This is a genomic window from Synechococcus sp. MIT S1220, from assembly GCF_047303025.1.
Taxonomy (GTDB): domain Bacteria; phylum Cyanobacteriota; class Cyanobacteriia; order PCC-6307; family Cyanobiaceae; genus Parasynechococcus.
Window position 1 is genome coordinate 3042784 of record NZ_CP138939.1, and the last position, 18142, is coordinate 3060925.

Consider the following 18142-nt stretch of genomic DNA (forward strand, 5'->3'; position numbering starts at 1 on the left):
ACAAGAAGCCTGTTGTTCACTGGGAACTTACACGGTGTACAGCCGATACAGTTTTATATTTTCCACAGATTGATTGGCGATTTCTTAAGGCTTCAGTTGTTCTCGACACATTCTGCAGTCGTTCATCTGACCACTGCCCAAGATCAACGTTCAGCAGGGGGTCTGCTCAGGATCCACTCCAGTCAGCCGCCGTCCTCGCCTTGCTCCCCCAAACCTCATCGAGGCGACGATCGCGTCCACAGGCGAATCGATAGAACTTGTACTTGGCGGTTGTTGTTTCGGCGTAGTTCTGGTGATAACCCTCGGCCGGCCAGAACCGCTCCGCATCGCGCAACTCCACCTGCAAAGCGGAGCGGGGTTGGCCGAGCTCCTCTGCTGCGGCCTGCGCACTGGCTTCGGCTTCATGGGCCTGGGACGCATCTGTGGTGAAAATCACCGGCCGATAGGAATCGCCGCGATCACAGAACTGACCCTCTCCATCGAGCGGATCAATGTTGCGCCAGTAACTCCGCAGCAGCGTTCCGTAGCGCAGCTGCGCTGGGTCGAAACGCACCTGAACCACCTCCTGATGGCCCGTCGTTTCACGACTCACCTGCTGGTAGCTCGGCTGCTCCACATGGCCACCGCTGTATCCACTGACCACGTCCACCACACCCGGAAGCTGCTCAAGATCGTGTTCCATGCACCAGAAACAGCCACCAGCGAACACAGCTATCTCCAAATCAGCAGCCGTCTCCAAATCAGCAGCCAAGACGCTCAACGGCGTGCTCAGACCGACGACAATCGCCAAAAGCCAACTGAAAACCTTGGTCATTCCATCACTTGATCGAAGATCGCCGCAGCGGCACGGTCTGTGACGCCAGGCTGCCCCAGGGTGGCGCGCAGACGCCGATACCCGTCGAGCATCCGCTCACGCGCGGCACCACCCTCAAGCAATGGAATGGCCTGCTCCACAAGCCCCTGGGCCGTCAGCTCGTCCTGAAGCAGTTCGGGTACCAGGCGCTCCTGAAGCAGCAAATTCACTGGGGAGATGTGTTCCACCTTGAAGCGCAGCAGATAACGGGCGATCAAGGCTGTCACCCGGCTGACGCGATACCCCACCACCTGGGGCACCCCCTGAAGAGCTAACTCCAGATTCACAGTGCCGGACTTACCGAGCGCGAGATCCGCCGCGGCACAGAGGGTCTTCTTCAAGCCATCCGCTTGCAGAGCTGGAATCACCCTCGCCTGACGGACCCCCGCCTGGGCCAGCGCATCCGCCAATGGCTGCTCAAAGCGTTCGAGCCCCGCTGGCACCAGGACCTGCATCGAGGGATACCGCTCCTGGAGGAGTGCAGCTGCTCCAGCCAGATGCGGCATCAGATAGTTCAGTTCCTGCGGCCTGGACGCAGGCAGCAGCAGCAGCACACGCCCATCTGGATCAAGACCGAGTTGGCGGCGTGACTCCGCCCGGTCGGGAAGCTCGGAGAAACTGTCCAGAAGGGGATGGCCCACCCAGGTCACTTCGACACCGCGATCGGAATAAAAAGATGCCTCCGCAGGAAAGATCGCGAGAATTCTGTTAGTGAATCCAAGCAGCTGGGTGGTGCTTCCGTCGCCGAATCGCCAGGCCCATTCCTGGGGCGCGATGTAATAGGTGATTGGCAAGTCAGGAAAACGACTGCGCAACTTGCAACCCAGCCGTACATTCGCACCGACGTAATCAATCAGCACCACCCCATCAAGGGGGCGCGAGCGAAGCAACTGATCCACACGGGCCTGCAGCCGCAGTGTGGGCAAAATCAGCGGTAGAGCCTCCCAGAGGCCAATGGCACCCATCGGCGCCGTATCGGCCAGCAAGTTCGCCCCCGCCGCCTCCATGCGTGTGCCCCCCAAGGCCAGCAATTCGAGCTCAAGGCCTCGACGGGATGCCTCACGCTGGAGGGCCTGAATCAACAGGCTGCCCTGCAAATCACCGGACACCTCGCCGGTGCTGATCAGCAGCCGCACCATCAACGGCTGCCCAGAGCGGGCATCGGTCCGCGACGCCCGCGACCGATCGAGGCCTCCAGGAAGCTGCAAAGGTGCTCGGCAGCCGGCAGCAGCTCCAGGCGGCGCGCCTCCCGAAGCCCCTCGGCGATCACTTGATCCGAGCGATAAATCAACGACCAGATCTCATGAAGCTGCTTCATTTCACGCCCGTCGTGTTTTGAAGGCAGCCCACTGCGGCGCAAACCGACTCGATTCAAGCCACGCACCCGGCCGGGATGTCCTTCGACCAAGCAATAGGGGGGGACATCGCGAACCACCCGTGTCATGCCACCCACCATCGCCATGCCACCAATGTGGACGAACTGATGAATACCGAGGCAACCGCCGATCACGGCACGATCTTCAATCACGACATGACCAGCCACCTGAACGGCATTGGACATCACGATGCCGTTTCCAAGTTCACAGTTGTGGCCGAGGTGGCAATAGGCCATCAGGAGATTCCGATCACCGATGCTGGTCCGCTCACCTTCATCCGTAGCGCGATTGATCGTGACGCATTCGCGGATGGTGTTGCCGTCACCGATCACCACCTCCGTCGCGGCCCCCTTGTACTTGAGATCCTGAGGAGGCTGTCCGAGGCAAGCACCAGGAAAAATCTTGTTGTCCTTCCCAATCGTGAGACGCCCATCCAACACGGCATTTGGACCGACCCAGCTGTTCTCACCGATCACCACCTCAGGGCCGACAACAGCACCGGGACCAATCACCACGCCGGAGGCGAGCTCAGCTTTGGGGTCCACCACCGCATGGGAATGAATCTGCACAGCTCTGTCCTGGCTCATCGTTCTCAATCCACCAGGGAGAACATCAGATTGCCGGAGCAGACGAGCTCATCGTTCACCGTGGCCTCCGCCTTGACTTTGCCGAAGCGCTTTCGTTTCAGGCTGAGCAATTCGCAGCGGATCACCAACTGATCGCCCGGCACTACAGGGCGGCGGAAGCGTACCCCGTCAATCCCGGCAAAAACGAACAGCCCCTTCGGAAGGTCGGGCATCTGCGTGACGATCAGTCCTCCCACCTGCGCCATCGACTCCACAATGAGCACCCCTGGCATCAGCGGACGACCAGGGAAATGGCCCTGAAACTGCGGTTCATTCATCGTGACGTTCTTGATCGCCACCGCAGACACCCCGGGCTCATGGGAGATCACCCGATCGACCAGGGCAAAGGGATAGCGATGGGGCAGCAACCCAGCGATTTGCTCGCTGGTAAGAACGATGTCAGCTGCGGGGGAGTCGGTCACAGAGAAGGAGTGAGGCTGGCGTCCTGAAGGGCGGCGGCCAGCTCGGTATGGAGTCCATGGGAACCCCTGTAAACGAGCACTTGAGCCTGTGGAAAGCCCACCAGAGCCAGATCACCGATCAGATCCAAGAGCTTATGGCGCACCGGTTCATCGGGAAATCGGAGCGGAGGATTCAACCAGCGATCACCGTCACACACCAGAGCATTGTCCAGCGCTCCACCCTGGATCAGCCCTGCCGCACGCAGCTGCTCCACCTGATCTCGAAACCCGAAGGTACGCGCTGGCGCGATCTGCTCAACAAAGCGCTCGGGCGTCAGGGTCAGGGCAAACTGCTGGCGGCCGATGGCGGGCTGCGGGAAATCAATCACCCCCACCAAGCTGAACTGGTCGGCCGGAGTGGCGGTGATCACGCTGCTGCCCCGATGGCGCACCAGGGTTTGTTCCAGCTGTGGAGGCTCAGGTCGCGGGGTGGAGGCCGGGGAGAGACCCGCCTCAGCGATGGCCTCGACCCACCCCAATGCCGAGCCATCGAGCAGGGGAATCTCGTCGCCCTTCAGGCAAATTTCCACGTGACTGACACCACATCCAGCCAGGGCTGCCAGTAGATGCTCCACCGTGGCCACACGCCGGTTACCGAGGGCCAGGGTGGTGCAGAGCTGACTGTCCCTGACCTGCTCAGGCTGCAGACGGATCGGCGCATCCGGGTCCTGGTCAAAGGACAGAAAAATGCCCGGCTGCGAACAGGGCAGCAGCGTTACTGTTGACGCACAGCCGTGATGCAGGCCAACCCCGGAACGCTCAACAGAGCGGGTGAGGGTCCAGGGCTCGGAATAGTCCTGAGGCCAAAGTGTCACTAGAACTTCCAGCCCACTCCGAGGTTGAAGCGCCAATCTCCTGAGAAGTCCTTGCTGGCCACCTCAAGACGCAGAGGGCCAACGGGAGTGGTGACGATCACACCGGTACCGACCGACACACCGGAACCATCCTTGTCGAGCAACAAACCTGGCTTGCCAGGAACATTTTTCTGGGTTCCGAAATCGGTACCGGCATCGACGAACACCTCCCCAGAGAAGATGCTGATGATCGGGAATCGATATTCGAGGGTGATTTCCCCAAAGCTGCGTGCCACAGCCATATCGCAGTTGTACCAGCCACGAACGGAATTCGTTCCACCAACGCAGAAGGCTTCGTAGGGAGGCAGGGAGCCGACGATTGTTCCCGCCTTGACCTGCAGACCAATCGCCTGTGGGCAATCGCCTTTTTCACCGCGCTTGGGCCTGCAACCCTTGTGAAGTTTCAACCAGTTCACAGGGAAGAACTGGGTGTAATTGGCCCGTAAACGATTGAACGTGGGTGAATCCTCGTTCACACCGATGAATTGCTCGGTGGTGGCTGTGAAGAAATTGCCGCTGGAGGGATTACGAGGGTCGTTGACATTGTTGTAAGTCGCTGCAAATCGAACGCTGATCAGGTCGTTGCTGTCCGCACAGTTGTAGGAAATGCAGATGATGTCTTTGTTCTTGATACGTCCTTTCTTGTAATTGTTAGTGGATGCTCCATAGGGTCGTGAATCCGCTGCGAAATTTATCGGTCGAACATTGCTGTAGGACACACCCAAAAGCGCTTTCCAGGGGGTGTCCTTGAAAGGATCACCGCCGTTGAGAGGGCGTACGAAGAAGAAATTGCCTCCGGTTTTGCGCAATGCGACTGAATCACCCTCGAAATCGAACCAACTCCGATTTGGGAATTCATCCTCGGCCCGGCTGACGGAACTAAACTTGCCGTCGGAGGGGTTTTTATCAGAATTGATGTTGTAGGCGTACTTGTTGCCGTTATCCACATACCCATCAACGGTGCGGATGTTTCCATTGTCTTCACTCTGGAACGCCTGGGGCACTTCCTGGCTGAGGAACAGTGAACCGGCAAACGATGTGCGGTGTTTGTCGCCGTAGATCCACGGATCACGGAAGTTGATGTTCGCCAGGCCGCCGTACTGGCCATAGGTGACATTGAGACCCATGTTCCAGGCGCGGCCGAAGAAATTGCTGTCCTGCAGCTGCACCTGGCCAAAAACACCCTGGCTCTGGCTGTATCCAAGACCACCGGACAGCTGACCAGTGGATTGCTCGATGATGCCGAGCACGATCACCACATCACCGGGCTGCTGAGGAACAGGCTTCAGCGTGACTTTCACATCACTGAACAGCTGGGTCCCGTAAAGGCGCTTGATATCTGCCTCAAGCTTGTTGCGGTTGAACGGATCACCGGGCTGAATCGAGATCTCACGACTGACCACCCACTCTTTGGTCTTGCCCTTGATTGGGTTTCCGTTCTCATCCTCGGCATCCCCCTCCTTGTTGAGGAACACAACCTCCAAACCCCGCACCGTGCCCTGGGTGAGTCGCAACGTCACAACGCCGTCGGGACTGACCCGCTCCGGTCCGGTGATCCGGGCCAGGGAATAGCCCTGATCCGCAAACCACTTCTGCAGCTCCTTCATCCGTTGTTGAAGGTCGTTGAGGTTCAAGGTCCTCCCGAAATCCGACCCAAAGGTGTCCTCGACAACGGAGTCGGGCAGCTCATCGCTGGGTGGATCGAGCAGAACACCGCTCAGCGTGGGGAACGGTTCCACCTGAACAATGATTTGAACCCCCAGCGGACCATCCACAGGAGTGATCCGCACATCTGAGAACCAGCCGGTGGCCTGGATGGCATTGAGATCACGCTGCAGTTCATCACGGGTGACGCGACTGCCAGGTCGCACCTGCATTGCGTCGTAGGCCTCGAGCTGCAGGCGCTCTTCTTCAGGATGACCGCTGATTCCCTCAATCAGCACTTCTGAGATCAAAACCCTCGGCTCTTCAATAACGGTCTCGGTCGCCTCGACCTCGAATTGCTCCTGAACCACCGGAGGCTCACCAGGAACCTGCTCGACATCAATGGTCTCGACTTCCGTAACGGTTTCCTCGACCTCCTCGGTGGTCTCCACCTCCTGCGCATGCAAAGGAGCCCCCCAGAGGAAGGGAAGACCCAAGGCCAAGCCGAGAACACCCTGACGGACGGAGACCGCTCTGCGGCAGGAGGAACGTCGGGTCATCGAGGGGTCCCGGGCTGAAGCCTGAAAAAGTTCCGCCGACCTTACAGGCAGTTGACAGGGTTGGAGGTCGAGGCTTGGACCCGTTTGAGGACCTCCCCGTAGGCCTCCATCACACCGCCTAAATCCTTACGGAATCGATCCTTATCAAGGATTCGATCGTCAACATCTCCGGTCCTTCGGTCCCAGAGACGACAAGTATCTGGACTGATCTCATCGGCCAGCAGCAGATCACCCGCAGCGTTGAGACCCATTTCGAGCTTGAAATCCACCAATTGCAGGTCGATGGCATCGAAGAAGGCCAGCAACAACCCATTCACACGTCGGGCCAATTGTTCGATCGCTGACAATCGCGCCTCATCCGCAACCCCGAGCAGGCGGACCCTGGCATCGGTGAGCAGGGGGTCCCCCAGCGCGTCGTCCTTGTAATAAAGGTCGAGCAGGGGAGGATCGAGCTGGGTGCCCTGCGCGATCGGGGTCTGCCGGCAGAGGGATCCTGTGGCGATGTTGCGCAGCACCACCTCCAGTGGAATGATCTCAACTCGCTGCACCACCATCCAAGTCTCTCCGGCGAGACCGACGTAGTGGGTGGGGATTCCGGCAACGGCCAGCAGTTCGAACAAACGGGCTGAGATCTGGCAGTTCAGTCGTCCTTTGTCCTCAAGCTGAGCTTTCTTCTGGGCATTGAACGCTGTTGCATCGTTTTTGTATTCCACCAACACCTGTCCAGGATCAGGGAGAGCGAACACCCGTTTGGCTTTGCCTTCGTAGAGCAGCTCTCCGTGGTCAGGAGTCATGGCGTTGCCTCAACAGAGGGTTCCTCTACAGCAGCATGACCACCGGGTACGCGTGGCGACCGCAACGACGGATCCGGTTCCACGGCCCCCTCCTGCAGCGTCCAGAGGCTGTAGCGGTCATCCAGCCGTGAGGTGAGCCGTTCCAGCCGTTCCCGGGGACGAGCCCCATCGCCACCGGCAGCCAGCTGCAGACGCAACTGAACACGCAGGAGCTCGACCGCCAAACTCCAGGCCTCATCCGCTGCGGCCTGATCGAGCGCCAGTTCCAGCAAGGCATCCGCCTGTTCTGAATCTTCCTCGGCCAGGAGATCAGCGGCCATGCCCAGACGCCTCGCCGCCACTGCCCCCGTCTCCCGTCCGGCGAGCAATACCGCTGCAGCCGCGATGGAATCCCCGGCTGAGGCTTCATGGTGCGCGAGCCGGTCCAGGCCGTTGACCCTCACCAGCGGTGACTCCGCAGCGCCATCCCCGGCTTCCACCAGCTCTTCCCGTTCAAGTGCCTGCAGGTCGCCGTTCACCAGCCGCCGCAGCATCAACGCGGCGCGTGGATGGTCCAACGCCGCATCCGCTGCCTGCCAAGCCATCAGCAACCAACGCCGTCGTTGCTCACCAGCTGCAGGACTCCAGCGGTTCAGAACCACTAGCGCACTCTCAGGCGAACGACACACCATCAACGCCTGGGTTGTGGTGAACACCTGATCGACGCTCTGGGGCCTGGGGTCAAGTGCAATCAGACGATCGCGGATCAGCTGTAGTCGTTCAGGCATCCCATCGGTCAACGCCAAGCGACAGCCCTGCTGCAACTCAACCAGATCCCGGCTGAGCAGCAATTGTTCAAAGGCGGCCTGGGTCATCGGTGGGGGCTGTCCCACCGGAGGAGCTGCAGCAAGCAGCGTCATTACGAGAGCGAAGGGGGACGTCCCCATGGCGGCCTGCGTTCTACAAAGGAAACCTAAGAGGCACATCCAGCCACGCCGTCAACCATGGCCATCTCGACCACCCGTCCCAACGCATTGCCTCCTCTGCAGCGGGTGCTTGTTGTTGGTGGCGGTGGTCGGGAACATGCGCTGACGTGGGCTCTTGGCAAATGTCCAGGCATGGACGCGGTTCGGATCACCCCTGGGAACGGTGGACTGGTCGATGAGCAGCGCGACAGCATCGCTGAAACCGACGGTCCAAACCTGGTTGAGCTTTGCCGAAGGAAAACGATCGATTTGGTCGTCGTCGGTCCAGAGGCTCCGCTTGCTGCAGGTGTTGCTGACCATCTCCGCCAGGCGGGCATCCCCGTGTTTGGGCCCGGTGCCGAAGGGGCAAAACTGGAAGCGAGCAAAGCCTGGGCGAAGCAGCTGATGCGGGACGCCGGCATTCCGACAGCCGGTCACTGGTCAGTGACCAGCGAAGCGCAGGCCCTCGCTGTGCTGGAGGAGGTCAAACGGCCGCTGGTGGTGAAAGCAGACGGACTTGCGGCTGGAAAAGGTGTGACCGTTGCGGACACAGTCGCAGAAGCGGAACAGGCCATCCGCTCCGCCTTCGAGGGTCGCTTCGGCGAGGCGGGATCGCAGCTTGTGCTGGAAGAACGGCTTCAGGGACCGGAGGTTTCCGTCTTCGCGCTCTGCGATGGGGAACGCATGGTGATTCTTCCCCCGGCTCAGGACCACAAACGTCTGGAGGAAGGAGACCGAGGCCCGAACACTGGAGGCATGGGTGCCTATGCCCCAGCGCCGCTGCTAGACGCCGCTGGTCTGGAGCAGGTGCGTCGTGAGGTGCTCGAGCCGACACTGCAGGCACTGCGGGGCCGAGGCATCGACTACCGCGGCGTGATCTATGCCGGGCTGATGCTCACCAGCGATGGTCCGCAGGTGATCGAATTCAACTGCCGCTTTGGAGATCCGGAATGCCAAACCCTGATGCCGTTGCTGGGCCCTGAGCTTGGGCTGGTGCTTCAGGCCTGCGCTCTGGGCCGTCTCGATCTCGCCCCGCAGCTCACGATCAGCAACAAGTGCAGTGCCTGTGTGGTGGCTGCGGCAGCGGGCTACCCCGATGCACCCCGAAAAGGGGATGCCATCCAGCTCGAGTTCAGCGACGATGAATTGCTACAGGTGTTCCATGCCGGCACCCGTCGAGTGGACGACGGCAGACTGGTGACCTCTGGAGGTCGGGTCTTGGCGGTCACAGCTCTCGGCAGCGATTTCAATCAGGCTTTCGCCTCTGCCTATAGCGGCCTTTCGAAGCTGCACTTTGACGGAATCATCTACCGTCGCGATATCGGCCATCAGGTACGGACCGACTGATGACCAGCGGCACAAACTCCGCGACAGCAGATTGGGCGCTTCCAGCTCCTGGAGGTGGCGGACCGGGTCAGAATTCCAACGGAGTCTGGCGCAAGATCGCGCTCTGGTGGGCCGAATTCAGTCTTCAGACGAAGCTGCTCGCCATCGCCACTCTTGTGGTGAGCTTGATGATGACGGGCATTACCTTCCTTGCTCTGAACGGCATCCAGCGGAATGCCGTCATGAACGACACCCGCTATGCCCGCGACTTGGGCTTGCTGCTCGCCGGCAATGTCACCGAGCTGGTGGCCAAGGAACAGGACAGGGAACTGGCCAATGTCGCCGAAAAGTTCTGGCGGTCGTCCCGCAGCGTTCGATACATCTTCTTCGCTGATCCGGAAGGTGTGATTTATCTGGGCATTCCGATCAGCGCCACACCGACGGAAAACGATGGAGAGCTGCGCCTCAACCGCAGACTCGAACTGCCGGACGAACTGCGCCGTCGCCCCCAGAACCCGCTGGTCCGCCAACACCTCACCCCGCAGGGCCGGATTACGGATGTCTTTGTTCCGCTGATTCGCAGCGGCACCTATTACGGCGTTGTCGGTCTGGGGGTGAACCCGAATGAAACCGCACTGGCCAGTGCGGCGCTGACCCGGGAGGTCACCGTTGCCGTGTTCATCTCAATCTGGGTGCTAGTGATCCTTGGAGCCGTTTTCAATGCGCTCACGATCACGCGCCCTGTGAAGGAACTCCTCCGTGGGGTGCGTTCGATTGCGTCAGGCAACTTTCAGGCGCGGATCGAACTGCCGGTTGGAGGTGAACTGGGCGAACTGCTGAGTGGTTTCAATGCCATGGCATCTCAGCTGGAGGCCTACGACGAGGCCAACATTGAGGAGCTCACAGCGGCCCAGGTCAAGCAGCAGTCTTTGATCGCCACCATGGCGGATGGCGCGATTCTGCTGGATGCGGAGGGACGGATCGTGCTGGCCAATCCGACGGCGCGGCGCCTGTTCCGTTGGGAAGGTCGAAATCTCGAAGGTCAGGAACTCGTGGAGGAGCTGCCTGATCTGCTGGCGATCGAAGTGCACGCTCCGCTTGATGCGCTTCTGCTCAGTGGAGCTGACAGCGAGGATCTGCGTTGCAACGTCGGAGACCCCCCCCGCACGCTGCGCATCGTGATGCAAGCCGTGCGCGATGCCAGTGGCGAATCGCTCAAGGGCATTGCTGTGACCGTTCAGGACCTCACCCGGGAGGTGGAACTCAATGCTGCCCAGAGTCGTTTCATCAGCAATGTGTCCCACGAGCTGCGCACGCCTTTGTTCAACATCAAGAGCTACGTCGAAACCCTTTACGACATGGGCGACCAGCTCAGCGACGACGAGAAGCAGGAATTCCTCGGCGTTGCCAACGCGGAAACCGATCGACTCACTCGCCTGGTGAATGATGTGCTGGATCTCTCGCGGCTTGAATCAGGGCGTGCGGTGCAGTTCGAGGCGATGAGCCTGGGACCGGCGATGGAGCAGACCCTCAGAACCTACCGGCTCAATGCGGACGAGAAGCAAGTGAAACTTCTGCTCGATGTCTCCCCCGAACTTCCAGAGATTCTTGGCAACTGGGATCTGCTTCTCCAGGTGCTCGACAATCTGGTTGGGAATGCACTGAAATTCTCCCGAGCCGGAGGGGTGCTTGCCCTGCGGGCCTATCCATGGCCGGACAGCTGCCGGTTTGAACCATCCGAGGCTGATCAGAACGAAGGCCCCACCTGCACGCTCACCTCGCCCCTGCCCCGTCTTCGGGTGGAGGTTGCCGATACGGGCTGTGGCATCAGTGGACCTGATCAGGAGCGGATCTTTGACCGTTTCTTCCGCGTTGAAAATGCCGTTCACACCGAGGTGGGAACTGGCCTGGGGCTCTCAATCGTGCGCGGGATTCTGGAGAAACACGGAACCCAGGTTCAGATGGCGAGCGAAATAGATATCGGCACAACCTTCTGGTTTGATCTCCCTCTCAAGGAAGCCGACACCGACGAACTCCAACTGCAGGCGGAACGTCGATCCAAGATTGATCAGCTGGTCTGACAACCGGACCTACCTGCTCGATAGCACGACAGTCAGCTCAGTCGCCGCTTGACACTCCTCGTGCGATCCGGGAAAGCTCACTGCGTTCATCGGTGGTGACACGATGCGGCACACCGGAGATGATTCGCTCGAAATTTGAGAAGGAATCTTTAATCTGAGGACCATTGCTAGTGATCACAAATTCACGGATGCCTTTGTCATGCCAGGAGCCGCGCATCTTGAACACATTCAGCGCTCTGGCCATCTCGCCTCGGATTTCCACGTACTGCAGCAACAGGATCGTGTCAGTGATCGTGGAGATGTGGGAGTCGGTGATCGAGTGACTGCCCATGAACTCCTCAGAGGTGTTCGTAAAGAACCCGGCAATCTCCTCTTGTTTGGCGTATCCGGTCACTCCGATCACAAACTGACGGAAGGCGTTGTGACTGACACCACGGGCCAGAGCTGACAAGGAGTCGATGGCCATCCTTGACGGTTTGAACTGGCTGATCTCCGTCTTGATGATCTGCAGGTGATCCTCCAATCCCGTTGATTCGGGATAGGCACAGATGATCTTCAGAACACCGTCCTGCTCCATCTGCTCGAAATCAATGCCCCAGCTGGTGCCATTGCGAAGCAGCTGAGCACGGGATTCCTCGTAGGCGAACAGAATCGCCCGTTCCTTGTTGCGACAGGCATCCTCGATGAACTTGGACACGAGCAGGGTCTTGCCCGTACCGGTTGCGCCGGTCGCGAGGATGATCGAATCTTTGAAGAATCCGCCACCACACATGTCGTCCAGACGGGGCACTCCAGAACTGACCCGTACATTCGAGGAACGCTGGGTGAGGCGCATCGCGCCGAGCGGGAAGATGCTGATTCCATGGGTTCCCATGGTGAACGGGAATTCACCCTTCATGTGGGTGGTGCCACGCAGCTTGAGGATCTCAACCGTGCGGCGCCGACGCTCTCCCTCCAACACATTGCGCAGGATCACCACGTTGTCTGAGACAAACTCCTCCACGCCATAGCGAGCGATGGGGCCGTACTCATCAATGCGCTCGGTGGTCATCACGGTGGTCACACCGATCTCCTTGAGCCTGGCAATCAGCCTGAAAATCTCCCGCCTCACGACAAACACGGCGTCGTACTGCTGGAAAACAGCGGTGATCGAGTCGATGGCAACACGTTTCGCCTTGTATTTGCGAATCGCGTAATTGATGCGTTCGATCAGGCCCGAAAGATCAAAGCTCCCAGCGACATCCTGGCCATCTGGATCGGGGGAGGCATCCAAGATGAACAGCTTGTCCTGCTCAACCATCTCCTGGAGATTCCAGCCAAAACTGGCAGCGTTGCGAAGAATGTCGAGGGGTGACTCCTCGAACGTCACGAAGATTCCGGGCTCGTCGAAATGCTTGATGCCGTTGTGCAGGAAATGCAGCGAAAACACGGTCTTGCCCGTACCGGAAGTGCCGCTGATCAACGTGCTGCGTCCAATCGGCAGTCCGCCTTGGCAGACGTCGTCGAACCCCTCGATACCGGTCGGAAGCTTTTGAACCTGCATCTGAGCAGGCCCGCTAGCGGGTGGAAACTGCATACCTACACGGTTACAAATTGACGGTAGTGAGAACGGTCCGATAGGGCCGACCGATCACCATCTCGCTTAAGAATCCTCAAGCGAGGAATCGGTTTCATCAACGCTGTCGATGTAACCGCTGTTGAGAGAACTGTCCGCTAGTTCGTCGTAGAGAAGGTCAAGACCGATCAGGACCCGCTCTCTGTCGGAGAGATCACCAATGATGCGACGGACTGGTGGTGGAAGGATCTTTGAGAGCGTTGGTGTGGCCAGGATCTTGTCCTCCTCCGCCAGCTGGGGGTTTTTGAGGACATCAATCACTTTCAAGGCATAAACGCCGCGAAATTCTGTTTCGAGGATGTTGCGCAGCGTCTTCAAAGCCCGCATGGAATTGGGCGTGTTCCCAGCCACGTAGAGCTTGAGGATGTAAGTCTTGCGTGGGCTCATGACGTCAGGTCCGGGGAATCGTTGGACTCGATCTCCCGGCGGGAGAGGGGGGAGGCCGCTCCGGTCAGAGGGATGTCCGGCGGGATTGACCTCCGGTACATCTCACACAAATGCGCCATCACATCAAGAAGCGCAAGGCGGTAATCCTGAAGAAAATCATTTTTGTGGCCCTCTAACCGCAACTGTTTCCAGAATTCATCGATCAAATTGACGTGTATCTCCACGGCTCTCGTGATGGGTAGATCACTAAAGAACGCAGTGTTCACGAAACTCTCAAGGGCCTGATTCGCCGCGGCAGGATCCCGGAAATAGCTGATTAGAAGGTCTCTATAAGTGCGTTGCAGAGACTGCAGTAATTCACTCCGTTCTTCATTCGAGAGCGTCCCGAGGAAACGGGATGGATCCCGCTTGTAGAACACACCCAGATATCCCAGCCGCTCCTGGAGACGGTTCGAAAGCTTCCAGACCTCCCGAGCAACCACTTCCCCCTGACGACCCTCGGCCCGTCCCTGGCGCAAAAAGCGTGAGATCGCTGCGTCGACGTTGTATCCGAGCTGCTCAAGCTGATCTTCTGGAAGATGGAGCTCCTCGGCGTGGTAATCCACATGGCCCTTCACCTCGCCGACCACCACCGCCGGGAAGAGAAGACTGGAGCTGATCAGCTGCTCGCGCGTTTGGGCATCGAGCAGAGGTTGCTCTACCACCACAGCGTCGATGTTGTCCCGACGTTGACGCAACGCCTCGACCAAACCATCTTCCGCGGAGAGATCAACGACGATCGGCTCGTAGCGATTGGTTGGAAGCCACTGAGAGCAGGCCTCGACCAAAGCTGTGGTCCTTAGCAAGAGAGCGACGGTGAGGGCCGGCCTGGCCATCCGGGGGTCAGGATCAACATGTAGGTGAATCTTGACGAAGGGAGGGCCGAGGATCGAAGATCTTGGTTTGTCTTTCGATTGCGGCTCAGGCTGAATCGGTTTGTCCGAGCCTGACCGCGTCCTCTTCTCAATGGCCGACACCAAGCCCGCCGCAGACAAGTCAGACGCTGGAGCCACTCCGGCGTCAACTGAGACCTACGCGATTGCAGAGGCATCAGGGACCCAGGTCTGGCTGCAGCCGAACCGTTACTACGACCTGGACAGGATCCATGCTGAGGTCGACGCGACGATCACACTGGACAACGTCCTTCTTGTGAAAGATGGAGGCTCCACCACTCTTGGCCAGCCTTATGTCAAGGACGCAAGTGTTTCGCTGAAGGTGATGGCTCACCGACGTGGGCCGAAGATCATCGTTTATAAAATGCGTCCGAAGAAAAAGACCCGCCGTAAAAATGGTCATCGCCAGGAACTCACACGGGTGATGGTCGAATCCATCACTGTTGGCGGCAAGTCAATCAGCTAAGCAGCCCAACCCCTGACCGCCCCAATCTCTCCTCTCTCTCATGGCACATAAGAAAGGCACAGGATCCACACGCAATGGACGCGATTCAAACTCGAAGCGCCTCGGCGTGAAGGCCTATGGCGGCGAATCAGTCTCTGCCGGCTCCATCCTGATCCGCCAGCGCGGCACCTCTGTTCTGCCTGGTGTGAATGTTGGCAAAGGCAAAGATGACACGCTCTTTGCCCTTACCGACGGCGTGGTGAAGTTCGAGAGCATCAAACGTGGACTACGCAATCGCAAACGCATCCACATCACTGCCGCCGTTTAGAGCTGCCCGTCTAAGGCGCCCTTTGCTTTAGTCGTTCCGGACGACGGGCCCGGCGAAGCACAACGAGCAAACCGATCACAGTGAGCCCAAGCACGGCAGCGTCGCTGGGGCTTTTGGTGTGGAAACACTCCAGCACTTCGTAAGGGAGTGGCAGAGCCAGCAACACCACAAACAGCCAGTCGCCCCAACGGCGATCAGTCCATGTGGCCCACGCCGCCACATAGACCAAAAGCGCATAACTCCCCATCACAGCGGCAACCCCCCGCAGAGCCTCTGGACCGAGATCCAGGGCGCGTCGAGCCAAACCAGCAAGCAGGCGCCGATCTGCCTCTCCCAAGGCATCAGCAAGCCTTGCCAGACCTGCTGTGTGAGAACTCCCCCAAAGTGCCGCGAGACTCAGGCTGACCAGAAGGGTTGCCACCACAACCTTCTTGATCACGATCATCCGAATCAGCAGGCCTTGCATGAGCTTCCGTCAGATGGGCTGATACGTGCGGGTGGTGATTAGAAACGGGTGGAATCGTTCCAAGAAATGACTCTGCAGGCTGCGGAAGAAGGTTTCAACCAGTTGCGGATCATCGAAGTGGAAGGGGTATTCCCCTTGATGCCCCTTGAAGAAATACCAATTCAGCAAAGCGGTTGAACCGTGGGCCATCCTGTTGTGAAAGGCATGCAACTGGGCCGAGGGGTCCGGAAGATGCTCGAGCACATCCAGGCACACCACGGTGTCAAAACGAACGGTGCCAGTGTCATTGAGGTCCCGATGCACCGAAAGCTTGTGGTTCACCCCCAACGCGGTCGCACGCTTCTCAACAAACGCACGGTTTTGGGGATTGAGATCCACAAACCAAACATGCTCGACCACGGGCAGTGCGGCGGCCGCAAGCGCATGGGTCCCGATACCGCCACCGAAATCCAACAACTGACCACGAGCCACCGATTCCTGCAATCGCAGGGTGTCAGCGATGTAATCCGCACTGGAAAGATGCCAGGCTGCGAGTTCGAGCAGATGTCCGGTGCCGACGGTGTCTTCATAAAAAGAGGTGGCATCCTCCGCACGAAACGCTCCGGGATGAAGATCCGCCAGGTCTTCAGTGCTGCTGGGCATGCGGCTGTTTAGAGCCTCCATGGACAGCTGCAGATAGCTCGCCAAATGGCGACGGACAGCAAAACCATCCTCAAGAAACCGAGACACATCAAGCTGCTGCTGCATGGAAAGCCGCGGCATACCCAGACGACAAACGCCGCCAACTTAGAGGTGCGCTGAAAACTGAAAAGGGCTTCGCTCAGATGCTGAAACGCCCAACACCCATGCAGACCGCTTCAATGAAACACTCCACTGGCATAGGACATCTGCTTTGCGGGCACCATTCGGCTTCGTGGTGATCGACAAACCCCAAGGTTTCACCTCCCACGCCTGCGTCAGCCGTCTACGGCGTTGTTACGGCCTCAAACGCATCGGTCATGGCGGCACTCTCGATCCAGCTGTCACCGGTGTCTTGCCGATCGCTCTAGGACAAGCGACACGATTGTTGCCTTACTTGCCGGGTGAAAAGACGTACACCGGGCTGATTCAACTGGGAACCACAACCGACAGTGATGACCTGCAAGGAGAGGTGATCAAACGTCAATCGCATCCCCAATTGCGCTGGAGCGCCATCGATGCAGCATTGGACAAGTTTCGAGGACAGATAGAACAACGCCCCCCACAGGTTTCAGCGGTTCATGTCAATGGAGAACGGGCTTACGCCCGAGCCCGACGTGGCGAGATGATGGACATTCCTGCACGCACGGTGACCATCCACCAGCTGCAGCTGATGCACTGGGATGTGAACAGAGGTCTGCTGCGGTTGAACGTGCACTGTTCAGCTGGGACCTACATCCGCGCGATCGCGCGGGATATCGGAGAGCTGCTGGGATGTGGGGGCTGTCTGGCATCACTACGCCGCACACAAGCTCTTGGCTTTCATATCTACCAAGCCCAGCCACTACCTGAAAAAGACCAAACACCGCCTGTTCCCCTGTCACCCCTGCAGGCCCTAAACGGAATGCCGAGGCGAAATCTAAATCTGAGCGAACAACGCGACTGGCGCTGCGGGCGAAACATTCACAATGAAACGAACGATGAGCAAGCAACTGTGGTCTGCAATCCCGATGGAAGCATTGCCGGCATCGGCCAGAGCAATGGCGCCAATCAGCTAAGACCGAAAATAGTATTCGATGCGATTGGGTGAACCAAGGCAAGAAATCTAGAATTAACAAGACAAAAACGAAGACAATCCTAAATTAATTAATTATAGGAGTTGAATAATGATGGTCTAGCCATCACCTTTTTTGGGGAGAATGGTCACTGTTACCAGTATTTAGGTCGATCAATACCTTGCAGGAACGTCGAGAATTGAAGCCAAGCGAAACATTGGCCCCACAGCCACTGCTGGCGAGACGAACCAGGATACGTTGCAACAATGAGATCGCCAGATGAAAATTACTTCGCGACCAGCCATTCAAACAATTCGAATGCTGCTTTAGCTGAGAACATACAGATAAAAATGAGAGCCAAGAGGTGGTACTGCCTTCATTCAAGGGAAAGACTTTCAAGCAGGGATTGAGCCTGGCAAAATTCCTGCCGCAGACACCATAATCATCAGCAATCCAAATGTTACAAAGGGAAACTTAATCCTGGCAAATTTCATAGAAAAAGACACATTAATTATCGAGGATAAGACATACTCGCTAGAAGATTTCGAAGCGCCATTACTGAAAGATATAAAAGCGGTTGCACCTGGAGAAGATTCCATGAATAAAGAACATCAAAGAAACAATCACTTGCATCACAAGACGGAATAAAATAGCATCAATGAATTAATCTTATAAGGTATTATGATTTATTGAACAATCTCTTGAGAGTTCTTACTC

General features: G+C 58.1%; 19 protein-coding genes. 5 read left to right on the plus strand and 14 right to left on the minus strand.

From position 1 onward, the window contains the following. Positions 1-166: 166 nt before the first annotated feature. The 8 genes from msrA to SIB64_RS15415 are packed head-to-tail and all read right to left on the minus strand — an operon-like array spanning position 167 to position 8094. Entirely contained in the window at positions 167-814 is a 648-nt protein-coding gene (gene msrA, locus SIB64_RS15380) for a peptide-methionine (S)-S-oxide reductase MsrA (protein WP_413441055.1), read from the minus strand. Further along, complete coding sequence (lpxB, locus tag SIB64_RS15385) at positions 811-1992, minus strand: lipid-A-disaccharide synthase (protein WP_413443062.1); 1182 nt, start codon at positions 1990-1992, stop codon at positions 811-813. The genes msrA and lpxB overlap by 4 nt, the downstream gene beginning before the upstream one ends. Beyond that, positions 1992-2816, minus strand: coding sequence for an acyl-ACP--UDP-N-acetylglucosamine O-acyltransferase (lpxA, locus tag SIB64_RS15390; RefSeq protein WP_413441056.1), 825 nt, complete (start codon positions 2814-2816; stop codon positions 1992-1994). The genes lpxB and lpxA overlap by 1 nt, the downstream gene beginning before the upstream one ends. Before the next feature lie 5 nt (positions 2817-2821). Continuing rightward, on the minus strand, positions 2822-3277 hold the full coding sequence (fabZ, locus tag SIB64_RS15395) for a 3-hydroxyacyl-ACP dehydratase FabZ (RefSeq protein WP_413441057.1): 456 nt from the start codon (positions 3275-3277) through the stop codon (positions 2822-2824). After that, a complete protein-coding gene (gene lpxC, locus SIB64_RS15400) occupies positions 3274-4131 on the minus strand; it encodes a UDP-3-O-acyl-N-acetylglucosamine deacetylase (RefSeq protein WP_413443063.1) in 858 nt (285 codons plus the stop codon). The genes fabZ and lpxC overlap by 4 nt, the downstream gene beginning before the upstream one ends. After that, entirely contained in the window at positions 4131-6374 is a 2244-nt protein-coding gene (locus SIB64_RS15405; protein ID WP_413441059.1) for a BamA/TamA family outer membrane protein, read from the minus strand. The genes lpxC and SIB64_RS15405 overlap by 1 nt, the downstream gene beginning before the upstream one ends. Before the next feature lie 41 nt (positions 6375-6415). Beyond that, the gene (gene purC, locus SIB64_RS15410) at positions 6416-7168 is read right to left on the minus strand and encodes a phosphoribosylaminoimidazolesuccinocarboxamide synthase (RefSeq protein WP_413441061.1); all 753 of its coding nucleotides are present in this window, start codon (positions 7166-7168) and stop codon (positions 6416-6418) included. Continuing rightward, positions 7165-8094: a hypothetical protein gene (locus SIB64_RS15415; protein ID WP_413441062.1), complete on the minus strand. Its 930-nt coding sequence runs from the start codon at positions 8092-8094 to the stop codon at positions 7165-7167. Before SIB64_RS15415 ends, purC begins: the two co-directional genes overlap by 4 nt. Before the next feature lie 57 nt (positions 8095-8151). Between SIB64_RS15415 and purD the strand changes: the two genes are divergently transcribed. Continuing rightward, complete coding sequence (gene purD / locus SIB64_RS15420) at positions 8152-9459, plus strand: phosphoribosylamine--glycine ligase (protein WP_413441063.1); 1308 nt, start codon at positions 8152-8154, stop codon at positions 9457-9459. After that, entirely contained in the window at positions 9459-11519 is a 2061-nt protein-coding gene (locus SIB64_RS15425; RefSeq protein ID WP_413441064.1) for an ATP-binding protein, read from the plus strand. Before purD ends, SIB64_RS15425 begins: the two co-directional genes overlap by 1 nt. Positions 11520-11556: 37 nt before the next feature. Here SIB64_RS15425 and kaiC read toward each other — a convergent pair whose 3' ends face one another. From kaiC to SIB64_RS15440, 3 genes are all read right to left on the minus strand, one after another. Further along, entirely contained in the window at positions 11557-13095 is a 1539-nt protein-coding gene (gene kaiC, locus SIB64_RS15430) for a circadian clock protein KaiC (RefSeq protein ID WP_413441065.1), read from the minus strand. A 66-nt stretch (positions 13096-13161) separates the two neighbouring features. Continuing rightward, positions 13162-13521, minus strand: a complete 360-nt coding sequence (kaiB, locus tag SIB64_RS15435) for a circadian clock protein KaiB (protein ID WP_413441066.1) — start codon at positions 13519-13521, stop codon at positions 13162-13164. Then, on the minus strand, positions 13518-14396 hold the full coding sequence (locus SIB64_RS15440; protein ID WP_413441067.1) for a circadian clock protein KaiA: 879 nt from the start codon (positions 14394-14396) through the stop codon (positions 13518-13520). Before SIB64_RS15440 ends, kaiB begins: the two co-directional genes overlap by 4 nt. 130 nt (positions 14397-14526) lie before the next feature. On the opposite strand from SIB64_RS15440, the gene rplU reads away from it, so the two are divergent. Next, positions 14527-14919 (plus strand): 50S ribosomal protein L21, encoded by a 393-nt coding sequence (gene rplU / locus SIB64_RS15445; RefSeq protein WP_413443064.1) that lies wholly within the window; start codon positions 14527-14529, stop codon positions 14917-14919. 40 nt (positions 14920-14959) lie between these two features. Then, entirely contained in the window at positions 14960-15226 is a 267-nt protein-coding gene (rpmA, locus tag SIB64_RS15450) for a 50S ribosomal protein L27 (protein ID WP_413441068.1), read from the plus strand. A 10-nt stretch (positions 15227-15236) separates the two neighbouring features. On the opposite strand, the gene SIB64_RS15455 is transcribed toward rpmA, so the two are convergent. After that, the gene (locus tag SIB64_RS15455; protein WP_413441069.1) at positions 15237-15692 is read right to left on the minus strand and encodes a DUF2127 domain-containing protein; all 456 of its coding nucleotides are present in this window, start codon (positions 15690-15692) and stop codon (positions 15237-15239) included. 9 nt (positions 15693-15701) lie between these two features. After that, entirely contained in the window at positions 15702-16454 is a 753-nt protein-coding gene (locus SIB64_RS15460; RefSeq protein ID WP_413441070.1) for a class I SAM-dependent methyltransferase, read from the minus strand. A gap of 130 nt (positions 16455-16584) precedes the next feature. Between SIB64_RS15460 and truB the strand changes: the two genes are divergently transcribed. Then, the gene (gene truB, locus SIB64_RS15465; protein ID WP_413441071.1) at positions 16585-17460 is read left to right on the plus strand and encodes a tRNA pseudouridine(55) synthase TruB; all 876 of its coding nucleotides are present in this window, start codon (positions 16585-16587) and stop codon (positions 17458-17460) included. Positions 17461-17820: 360 nt separating this feature from the next. Here the strand turns inward: truB and SIB64_RS15470 are convergent, their stop codons facing one another. Beyond that, positions 17821-18024 carry a hypothetical protein gene (locus tag SIB64_RS15470; RefSeq protein WP_413441072.1) on the minus strand — a complete coding sequence of 68 codons (204 nt, stop codon included), beginning with the start codon at positions 18022-18024 and terminating at the stop codon, positions 17821-17823. Between the last annotated feature and the right edge of the window lie 118 nt (positions 18025-18142).